This is a genomic window from Streptomyces huiliensis, from assembly GCF_020037025.1.
GTDB classification, from domain to species: Bacteria; Actinomycetota; Actinomycetes; order Streptomycetales; family Streptomycetaceae; genus Streptomyces; species Streptomyces huiliensis.
Genome location: NZ_JAIQLH010000393.1, coordinates 1 through 7,222 on the forward strand (window position 1 = coordinate 1; position 7,222 = coordinate 7,222).

The window sequence follows — 7,222 nt, forward strand, 5'->3', positions numbered from 1 at the left end:
GGGGGCGGCGGGGCCGGCGCCGGGGTGGCGCCCGCCGGGGTGGCGCCCGCCGCCCCGGTGCCGGCTGCCTCCGCCGCGGGCCGCTCCTTGCCGCACGTCATGCAGAAGCGGGCGTCAGCCACGAAGGCGGACCCGCAAGACGGGCAGAACGACGTCATAAACGCTCCGGTGACTCGGTGTCTCCCGACCCCTGAACAGCCAGGCCGAGGCCGGAACCTTACCGAACGTCAGCCGGCGGAAGCGGCTGCTTTCCTGCCCCGGTGCAGGGCGACAATCCCGCCCGCCAGGTTGCGCCACGCCACGTCCGTCCAGCCGGCCTCCTGCATCCGGCCCGCGAGCGCCGGCTGGTCCGGCCAGGCGGGGATGGACTCGGCGAGGTAGACGTACGCGTCAGGGCTGCTGCTCACCGCGCGCGCGACCGTGGGGAGGGCCCGCATCAGGTACTCGGTGTAGACGGTGCGGAACGGCTTCCAGGTGGGGTGGCTGAACTCGCAGATCACCACGCGCCCGCCCGGCTTCGTCACCCGCAGCATCTCGCGCAGCGCGGCGTCCGTGTCCTGCACGTTCCGCAGCCCGTAGGAGATGGTGACGGCGTCGAACACCTCGTCCGCGAACGGCAGCCGGGTCGCGTCACCGGCGGTCAGCGGCAGCCACTCGTGCCGCTTCTTCCCCTCGCGCAGCATGCCCAGCGAGAAGTCGCAGGGGACGACGTACGCGCCGTCGGCGCTGAACGGGATCGACGAGGTGCCGGTACCGGCCGCGAGGTCCAGCACCCGCTCCCCCGGCCGTCCCGCGACGGCCGCCGCCACGTGCTTCCGCCACCGCCGGGCCTGGCCCAGCGAGATCACGTCGTTGGTCAGGTCGTACTTGGCCGCCACGTCGTCGAACATCGCGGCGACTTCGTGCGGCTGCTTGTCCAGGGAGGCTCGGGTCACGCCCCCATTGTTCACCTTCGCCCCCGGCCACCGGGCACAGGGGCCTCTTGGTCGGGCCGGCCGCTCCGCGACGACGTCACCTCCACGGCACGGTGAGCACTCGCTCCTGTGGACCCCCGCGCCCCCAGGCCCACCGGCACGTCCCCCGGAACCCGGCACCGCCCGTCGACGGCCGCCGTCCCGCACCGATGGCACAGCTCTTCCGGCCGGCCGCGATGGCCAGGCCCTCCACTCCGCACCGCGGACGACCGGAGCGGCCGGCCCGCATCAATCACTCTGCCGAAGAAACCGGAGGCAAGGGTTCTCCTTGACACCCCCCTGACGTTCCCACGGCCCCCCGCTACGGATCCTTGACGGCTGGGTGGGACCCGCACCGGTCAACCGAGAACGGCCGTCAGGTCGATCTCCACAGGGAACGGCAACTCGGTGACCAACTTGTCCCGGTGCACCGGATGCAGGGGGGCAGGAACGTACGCGTGCCCGTCGACCGGCAGCCAGTACTCGTGCACCGCAAGGCTTCGGGTCTCCGCCTCCAGTTCGACGCGCCAATAGAAGGGGACCCCGGCCTGCGCGAACTGGGCCGGCTTGCGGAACCGGTCATCGCTGCGGGAGCCCGGTGAGACCACCTCCACCGCGAGCTTCACCTTGTCGACCGAGGTGCACTCGACGTCGAGGAAGTCCAGTTCCTTCCTGTCACAGACGACGACGTCGGGCTTGACCACGGTTCTGTCCTCGAGCATGACGCAGCGCTCGACGTTGACGCGGTACTCGTCAGGACATGCCTGACGAAGGTGGAAGCGCAGCTCATCGCGGACGGTGTCATGCCACAGCTTGGTCTGCCCCCGGACCACGATCACTCCGTCCACAAGTTCCCAGTCGAAGGGCAGATCAAGATCCTTGACTTGGGCATACACCCAGCCGTCCGCAGGCGGGAACATCCAGTTCTCCAGCGTGGCCTTCGTCAGCCGGTCTGCGGTCATCACTGCTCCCATGGGCAAGAGTGTGGACGCCGGGACGGTTCACGGTCCTGTGTACGACGTTACTGCCACCCGTTGTGGTGATCCCGCGGCGGAACACTGACGGCGTGGCGGCGTCAGTGCCCCCGGTAGACCAGCCGTCCCGCCAGCACCGTCGCCACGCACGTACCCGCCCCCGCCGCCACCAGAGCCGCCTCGTCCAGGACGTCGAACGCGGCCAGGTCGGCGCGGCCGCCGGCGGTCAGGGGGGCGGGGATCACGTCGGCCAGGGCGGACGCGTTGCGGAACGGGTCGAGGTCCGGCGGGGCGGCCGTGGTGCCGGGGGCGAGGGTCGCGGGGACCTCGCGCAGGCCGGAGCGGGCCACGGCCGTGTGGACCAGCGGGTCGCGGAAGGGGCCGCCGACCGCCGTCGTGCCGTAGCGCAGCATGCGCTGGAGCCCCCGGCGGACGCTGCCGGACCGGCGGGTGTCCGGCAGGTCCAGGGCCGCCAGCCGGTCGCCGGTCAGCGGGCGGTCGCCGAGGTCGTCGTACTCGCGCGGGTCCGGGTGGTAGGCGCGGGTCAGCAGCCACAGGCCGTGCCACTGCCGGAGGCCGGGCGTGAGGATGCCCGGCCAGCGCCGTATCCGCGCCCCCGGGTACGCCGCCGTCAGCTCGTCGAGTGGGCCGAGGGCCGCGACCGCGCCGCCGTCGACGAGGACCGCGCCGCCGGGGACGGGCGCGGTGGCCGGGTCGCCGGTCAGCAGCAGCCCGGCCGTGTGGATCGTCAGCACCGGAGCGGACCTCAGGTGGTGGCGACGAGCTTGAGCTCCGGGTGGGCGGTGCCGCCCTCGATCGCCGTGGAGGAGAGGTGCGAGACGACGCGGTCGTCGACGGGGTCGTTCGCCGGGTCGTCGTGGACCACGATGTGCTCGTACGTCGTCGTCCGCTGCGCCGGGACGCGGCCCGCCTTGCGGATCAGGTCGATGATCTCCTGCCGGTTCGAGCGGTGCTTGGCGCCCGCCGAGGAGACGACGTTCTCCTCCAGCATGATCGAGCCCAGGTCGTCCGCGCCGTAGTGCAGCGACAGCTGGCCGACCTCCTTGCCCGTGGTCAGCCAGGAGCCCTGGATGTGGGCGATGTTGTCCATGAACAGCCGCGCGATGGCGATCATGCGCAGGTACTCGAAGATCGTCGCCTGGGTCCGGCCCTTGAGGTGGTTGTTCTCGGGCTGGTACGTGTACGGGATGAACGCGCGGAAGCCGCCCGTGCGGTCCTGCACGTCGCGGATCATCCGGAGGTGCTCGATCCGCTCGGCGTTGGTCTCGCCGGTGCCCATCAGCATGGTGGAGGTCGACTCGACGCCCAGGTTGTGGGCGATCTCCATGATCTCCAGCCAGCGCTCGCCCGACTCCTTCAGCGGCGCGATGGCCTTGCGCGGCCGCTCCGGCAGCAGCTCGGCGCCGGCACCCGCGAACGAGTCCAGGCCCGCCGCGTGGATCCGGCGGATCGCCTCCTCGGCGGAGACGCCCGAGATCCGCGCCATGTGGTCGACCTCGGAAGCGCCCAGCGAGTGGATCACGAGCTGCGGGAACGCCTTCTTGATCGCGGAGAAGTGCTCCTCGTAGTACTCCACCCCGTAGTCCGGGTGGTGCCCGCCCTGGAACATGATCTGCGTGCCGCCCAGCTCCACGGTCTCCGCGCAGCGGCGCAGGATGTCGTCGAGGGGCCGGGTCCAGACCTTGTCGCTCTTCGGCGGGGCGTAGAACGCGCAGAACTTGCACGCCGTGACGCACGAGTTCGTGTAGTTGATGTTGCGCTCGATGATGTACGTCGCGATGTGCTCGGTACCCGCGTAGCGTCGGCGGCGCACGGCGTCGGCGGCCGCGCCCAGCGCGTGCAGCGGAGCGGACCGGTAGAGGACGAGCGCCTCCTCCGGGGTGATCCGCCCGCCGGCGGCGGCGCGGTCGAGGACGGCTGCGATCTCAGAGGGCGAGAGGTCGGCGTGCTCTGTCACCGTGCGTCCCTTCGGAGGGGGTTCGTGAAGTCCGAACCAGCCTACGCCAGGGGTCCGACAGCGCCGGGGGCGGCCGGGGTCAGCCACCGGCGCGGGTGAGGGTGGCGGTGGGAGAGCCGCCCTGGGCGTCGTCGGAGGCGTAGGAGAGCGTGCCGTCGGACCTGAGGGTGTAGACGAGCGTCGCCTCGTTGCCCGTGCAGCCGACCGCCTTCGGCCCGTCGGTCACCTCCCTGAGCGTGAGCGTCGTCGCGGTGGCCGACCGCAGCGCCGCCTTGGCCCGGCACTGGAAGACCGAGAGGACGTCGTAGCTGGTGCGGACGACGTAGTCGCCCTTCCGCCCCTGGCTGATCACGGTGGTCACCGAGCCGTTGGGGGTGCCGTCGCGCTGCTTGATCTGTCCCGTCCACCGTCCGACGAACCCGCTCGGAACGTCCCCTTCCGCCGGGGACACGGGCGCGGCGGAGCCCTTCGCCGCGTGCTTCCGCCCGCCGCCGTGCCCGTCGGCCCGCTCGAACGGCCACACCCCCAGCGCCACGAGCACGGCGAGCGCGACCGCCACCGCGCCGGCCGCCGCCGCACCGGCCAGGACGGCCCGGCGGCGCACACCGCCCCGCCGGGGAGCGGCCGAGGCGGGGCCGGAGCCGTCCGGCGGGGGCGGGCGGTCCCCGGAGGGGCCCCGGTCCCCGTACGGGCCCCGGTCCCCGTACGGGCCCCGGTCCCCGTACGGGCCCCGGTCCCCGTACGGGCCCCGGTCCCCGTACGGGCCCCGGTCCCCGTACGGGCCCCGGTCCCCGTACGGGCCCCGGTCCCCGTACGGGCCCCGGTCCCCGTACGGGCCCCGGTCCCCGTACGGGCCCCGGTCGCTGTACGGGCCCGCGCCCGGCCCGCCGTACGTCTTCGCGCCCGAGGCGCCCGAGGCACCGGAGTCGCCGTACCCGCCCCCGTACCCGTCACCGGCACCGCCGTATGCGTCCCCGGCAGCCCCGCCGCCGAGCCCGTACGCCCTCCCCGGCCCGCTGCCGTCCCGTACGGGGATCGCGCCGCCGGGCCACTCCCCGTAGGGGCCGGTGTAAGGGCCCGTCGGGGGCGCGGGGAACGCCGGGGAGGGCGCGCCGGAGGCGCCGCCCGCGCCCGGCCGCTCCGGCGCGCCCACCGATCCGCCGTCGCTTCCGTTGCCTCCGTTGCCGCCCCTGTCGCCCCTGTCGCCCCCGTCGCCCCCGTCGCCTCCGCCAGGCCCGGCCGGACCACCGGGGCCCCCCGGGCCATGCCCGTTCCGGTACCCGTCCCGGTGCCCGTTCCCGTCGCCGTCACCCGCCGCCGACGGCGGCCCCGCACCCCACTCCGTCGGCGCGTACCCCTCCGGCGGCCCGAAGGCGCCCGCCGGGGCGGACCCACCGGCCCCCGGCCGTCCCTCCCAGCCTTCCCAGCCCTCCAGCCCCAGCAGCTCCACTGCCTGCCGGCTCACCTGCTCCACCAGCGGCGCCGGCAGCCACCCCGGTCCCACGAGGTCGCCCGCCGGCCGGTCGCCGGTGAGCCGGCGCAGCAGGTCGGCGGGGGCCGGGCGGTCGGCCGGGTCCTTGGCGAGGCAGGCCGTGACCAGCTCGCGGAGCTCCCCGGCCAGCCCCGGCGCGAGCTCCGGATCGCCGTGCACGACGCGGTAGTTGATCGACGCGTGGTGCTCGCCGGGGAACGGCGGCGCGCCCGCCGCGGCGAAGGCGAGGACCGCGCCGAGCGAGAAGACGTCCGCGGCCCCGGTCAGCGGGCGGCCCAGCACCTGCTCGGGCGCCATGTACCCGGACGAGCCGATCACGACGCCGGTGGCGGTGAGCGAGGTCGTGCCGTCCATGGCCCGGGCGATGCCGAAGTCGATCAGCCGCGGACCGTCGAGCGGCAGCAGCACGTTGGAGGGTTTGACGTCCCGGTGGACGAGGCCCAGCCCGTGCACCGCGGCCAGCGCCTCGGCCAGCCCGGCGCCCACCGCGCGGACGGCGGGCTCGGGCAGCGGGCCGACGTCGGCGACCGCCCGGTCCAGGGAGGGCCCGGCCACGTACCCCGTCACCACCCAGGGCACCGGCGCGTCCGGGTCCGCGTCCAGGACCGGCGCGGTCCAGGCGCCGCCGACCCGCCGCGCGGTCTCCACCTCGCGGCGGAAGCGCGAGCGGAACTCCTCGTCGAGGGCGAGCCGCGGGTGCACGACCTTCACCGCCACCGTCCGGCCGCCGCCGGTGCGGCCCACGTAGACCCGGCCCATGCCGCCCGCGCCGAGCACGCCCAGCAGCCGGTACGGGCCGACGGCGCGCGGATCCTCCTCCAGCAACGGCCGCATCGGGACCTTCGCCTCCCCCCAGAAGGGGCCGTACGCCCCCTGTCGGCCTCCGATTTTCAGCCTATGACTCAATTCATGGCCTGTCTCAGGAACCCGCCTCCCCGGTTTCCCCATCCACTAGGTCGGAACAAACCGTCATGTCCTTCGGGGCAGCAGAATCGTCCGGAGCGACGCGATGACGCACTCGAGCGGGACCTACCGGTCTCAGGGCCGCCGGCGATCCGGCCGGAAACGCTGGATCATAGTGGTGGCCTCCATAGCTGTCCTCGGCCTGATAACCACCGGTGTCATGAAGTACATGGAGATCGGCCCGTTCTCCCGCAAGGGCGAACCGGTCAGCTTCGGTCAGGACATTCCGGCGGGCGGCGGTCAGGCCGGGGGGAACGACGGCGGGAAGGGCGCCCAGCAGGCGTCCGACTCCAAGGTCGCGATGCCGACGGGACCGGCGGCCCCGTTCAAGAACGCCAACACCCTGAGTGACGGCACCGAGATCGGCGTGGTGACGTACCACGGCAAGAAGTCCGGGTTCACCGGCAAGGTCTGGGTCTGGGCGCCGAAGCAGTACAAGGACCCGAAGTACAAGAAGAGCGGCTTCCCGGTGCTGATCGCGCTGCCCGGCGGCCCCGGTTTCCCGATGAACTACTGGATGGGCACCGACCTCGGCCTGGAGTCGAGCGTCGCCAAGTGGTCCGAGGAGGGCACGGGCAAGCCCTTCATCATCGCGATGCCCGTCCTGAACCCGCGCAACGCCGACCCGCTGTACTGGGACGGCAGTGACATCCCGGGCCAGCCGAAGATGGGCACCTGGCTGACCGAGGACGTCCCCCAGCTGATCAAGGAGAACTTCCGGACGATCAAGTCCCGCGACGGCTGGGCCTTCATGGGCTCCTCCACCGGCGGCTTCGCGGGGCTGAAGGCCGTCCTGAAGCACCCGGACAAGTTCAAGGCCGTGATCGCCTCCGGCCCGGACATCGTCCCCGACTCCCAGCTG

At 73.3% G+C, this 7,222-nt stretch carries 6 protein-coding genes; 1 reads left to right on the plus strand and 5 read right to left on the minus strand.

The features are described from left to right. Positions 1-227 precede the first annotated feature (227 nt). From JNW98_RS33940 to JNW98_RS36985, 5 genes are all read right to left on the minus strand, one after another. Entirely contained in the window at positions 228-935 is a 708-nt protein-coding gene (locus JNW98_RS33940) for a demethylmenaquinone methyltransferase (RefSeq protein WP_223772138.1), read from the minus strand. Positions 936-1,312: 377 nt separating this feature from the next. Continuing rightward, positions 1,313-1,927, minus strand: a complete 615-nt coding sequence (locus tag JNW98_RS33945) for a Uma2 family endonuclease (RefSeq protein ID WP_223772139.1) — start codon at positions 1,925-1,927, stop codon at positions 1,313-1,315. 101 nt (positions 1,928-2,028) lie between these two features. Continuing rightward, positions 2,029-2,682, minus strand: a complete 654-nt coding sequence (locus tag JNW98_RS33950; protein ID WP_223772140.1) for an amidohydrolase family protein — start codon at positions 2,680-2,682, stop codon at positions 2,029-2,031. 11 nt (positions 2,683-2,693) lie between these two features. Then, positions 2,694-3,905, minus strand: coding sequence for a cyclic dehypoxanthinyl futalosine synthase (gene mqnC, locus JNW98_RS33955; RefSeq protein WP_223772141.1), 1,212 nt, complete (start codon positions 3,903-3,905; stop codon positions 2,694-2,696). 79 nt (positions 3,906-3,984) lie between these two features. Continuing rightward, complete coding sequence (locus JNW98_RS36985) at positions 3,985-6,231, minus strand: serine/threonine-protein kinase (protein WP_372459394.1); 2,247 nt, start codon at positions 6,229-6,231, stop codon at positions 3,985-3,987. A 298-nt stretch (positions 6,232-6,529) separates the two neighbouring features. On the opposite strand from JNW98_RS36985, the gene JNW98_RS33965 reads away from it, so the two are divergent. Beyond that, the coding region (locus tag JNW98_RS33965; RefSeq protein ID WP_223772142.1) for an alpha/beta hydrolase at positions 6,530-7,222 on the plus strand (693 nt) is incomplete at its 3' end.

Excerpts from the sequence above, each read along its gene's own strand:
- JNW98_RS33945 (WP_223772139.1), bottom strand. The coding sequence starts at position 1,927 with ATGGGAGCAGTGATGACCGCAGACCGGCTGACGAAGGCCACGCTGGAG.
- JNW98_RS36985 (WP_372459394.1), bottom strand. The coding sequence starts at position 6,231 with ATGCGGCCGTTGCTGGAGGAGGATCCGCGCGCCGTCGGCCCGTACCGG.